2 protein-coding genes and 1 pseudogene are annotated in these 2,350 nt (G+C 42.0%); 2 read left to right on the forward strand and 1 reads right to left on the reverse strand.

The window, feature by feature from the left end:
- Positions 1–159: 159 nt before the first annotated feature.
- Positions 160–678: pseudogene (locus tag HMPREF3144_RS00785) on the reverse strand (phage integrase N-terminal SAM-like domain-containing protein); the annotation flags it as partial.
- Positions 679–1,023: 345 nt separating this feature from the next.
- Here HMPREF3144_RS00785 and HMPREF3144_RS00790 point away from each other — a divergent pair.
- Entirely contained in the window at positions 1,024–1,728 is a 705-nt protein-coding gene (locus HMPREF3144_RS00790; RefSeq protein ID WP_070475723.1) for a hypothetical protein, read from the forward strand.
- Between the two features lie 8 nt (positions 1,729–1,736).
- Positions 1,737–2,198, forward strand: coding sequence for a hypothetical protein (locus HMPREF3144_RS00795; protein ID WP_036560860.1), 462 nt, complete (start codon positions 1,737–1,739; stop codon positions 2,196–2,198).
- Positions 2,199–2,350: the final 152 nt, after the last annotated feature.

Raw genomic sequence — 2,350 nt, forward strand, 5'->3', positions numbered from 1 at the left:
AGGGATGAGGTGCAAACCTCACCCTACTCGATTAGTGACACACAGTACAGGTTTGTAGTGACCACTCTTTCCTTGCTCCCTAGAAGATAGTTAAACCTCTGGCAGAGGATGAAGGTGTAACTAACAATTAAATGGCGGTTTGTTCATGATGTTTGATCCTAGCCAAGCAGGAAGTAGGCTGTTTCTGCTTTTTCCGCCTTTGCCGTCATGTATGGCTATACAGCCGTTGTCAAAGTCGAAATCTTTAACCCGTAAGCGCAGGCACTCATTGATGCGTAATCCAGCACCATACAGCAGCGCAAAAATAACTTGGTTGCGAGTATTCATGACCTGCAAAATGCGTTGCACTTCATTGGCAGAGATAACAGAAGGTAGCCGTCTAGGCTTGCTTGCAGGGATATAATCAATATCGCCCAATGGCTGTTGTAAAAACCTGTTGTACAAAAAAGCTAGGGCATTTAATGCGATTTTCTGCGTGTTTATGGCTACATGTCTGTCGTTTGCTAAGCTGGATAAAAACTGCCTGACCTCTTCACTGCCCATAGTCTGAGGATGACGTTTTTTGTGAAATAGAATAAAACGCTTAATCCAGTGCAGGTAAGTTTTTTCAGTTTTAAGCGCGTAACCTTTCTGCCGCATATCCATGCGTATGGAATTTAAAAATGGACTTTTAGACATCAGACGCTCCTTGTCTTTTACTGTTTTTTTATACAGTCTATTTTAGCTCGGTTATCAAAAAGTGCACGTTTTTACATATGGGAATGCTCGTTTTTATGGTGCTGAAATGATAAAGGTATGTAAATCATAGGGTTATGTATCAGGCTGGCAGAATAACGCGCATACCGCTAGCGAGATAGCATGCATGCTCGAATTGATCCCAAGGGATGCCTTGCTTATCTTGGTGAAGGCATTACTATTCAGAGACATATATTAATTTAAGCTTTGTTGGCTCGGGCTGAAAAATGAGCAGGCATGCTAATAAGCTGTTAGATTTACCCAATAAACATAACAGGAGTGATATAGATGGAAGTGGCTCAAAAAAACGATCAGCAATTATTCGAAAATGCGATTAGAGCATTAGAGGCTGAGATAGCAAATATAGGTACTCATTTGACTATTGATGCAAGTGCAAGGCAGGCCTATGCAAGGCAAATACGTGCAATGTCGAATGAGCTTAGAATGATGGCTCAGACTGGAAGAATCACCTGGCTTCAAGCCGCCGAGCAGGCATCGGAAGCTAGAAACCTCATTATGAAAGTAATAAGAACAAGAAGCACTCCGGTTGGTCTGTCAATCGCGCAGAAGATTAAGCAGCAAGGAAAAACGCTCAATGAAATAGTAGCCATAAAATCCCAAAAGCTGTATGGCGCCAGTGTTTCGTTTGATAATCTCACCGCTCAGCAGCAAAACAAAGTATATCTAGAGGTCGTAAAATCGGCAGGAAAGTCTCGGCCAGAAGTCACTTCGGCTATGAAAAAGCTATCACATGCTGGAAGAGGCCTAATTCTTTTATCTATTGCTCTATCTGTCTATACAGTTGCGACAGCTGAAAATAAATTTGACGCGGTGGGCAAGGAAATTGCTATTACCGGAACCGGCATTGGTGGTGGTATAGCTGGAGGAGCATTAGCCGGATTCGCGTGTGGCCCTGGTGCTCCTGTATGCGTTACCGTTGGAGTATTCGTTGGTGGAGCTCTTGCTGCTTTTGGAGTGGGATTAGTTTGGTAGGTATAGCCATGAAAATCATTAAAAATGATGATGTTAATTTAAAAGTCATATCCGAGGCTACAGAAGCTCAATCACCAAAAAGTGAAATTACTATCGAGGGCACCAAGCTAAAATTAATCATCAACGGAGTTGATCTCGAAGCATGCATTCAATATGACGAATGTTATCTAGTCTTCACTACTGATGATTGCCCTTTTGAAGAGTCACTCAACATCTATTTGCTAAGTGGCGAAAACGAAATTATAGATAGTGCCACTGCTTTTTGGCCATACGGTACCGGCTCATTTAAGTTGCTTGGTATTACAGATCCAGATTTGGTTCAATTCAAATTTTTTGGCGACAAAGATTGGCAGATTAAAATATTCAAAAGTAAGAGATTTCACATTCCCTATATTTCAGAACCTTCTGGTGTATGGCGTAAGTTCAAATTTTGGAGGTCTTTCGGTGTATCGGAAGTTTCTTCTCAATAGCCAACCAAAGAAATCTAACAAATTGCTGCACTCGGACACATACTGCTACGCTCGCTTTTGTGTGTCGCTACGCTCCATATTACACAAAACGCTCTCCGCAGCATGTGCCGGTGAGCAAGGCGTTAGCCAGATGGAAATACTGTAATGAAAGA

It is taken from the genome of Oligella sp. HMSC05A10 (assembly GCF_001808335.1).
GTDB lineage: Bacteria > Pseudomonadota > Gammaproteobacteria > Burkholderiales > Burkholderiaceae_B > Oligella > Oligella urethralis.

What these genes read in the sequence shown, in the direction of transcription:
- HMPREF3144_RS00795 (WP_036560860.1), top strand. Translation starts at nt 1,737, where the DNA reads ATGAAAATCATTAAAAATGATGATGTTAATTTAAAAGTCATATCCGAG.
- HMPREF3144_RS00790 (WP_070475723.1), top strand. Translation starts at nt 1,024, where the DNA reads ATGGAAGTGGCTCAAAAAAACGATCAGCAATTATTCGAAAATGCGATT.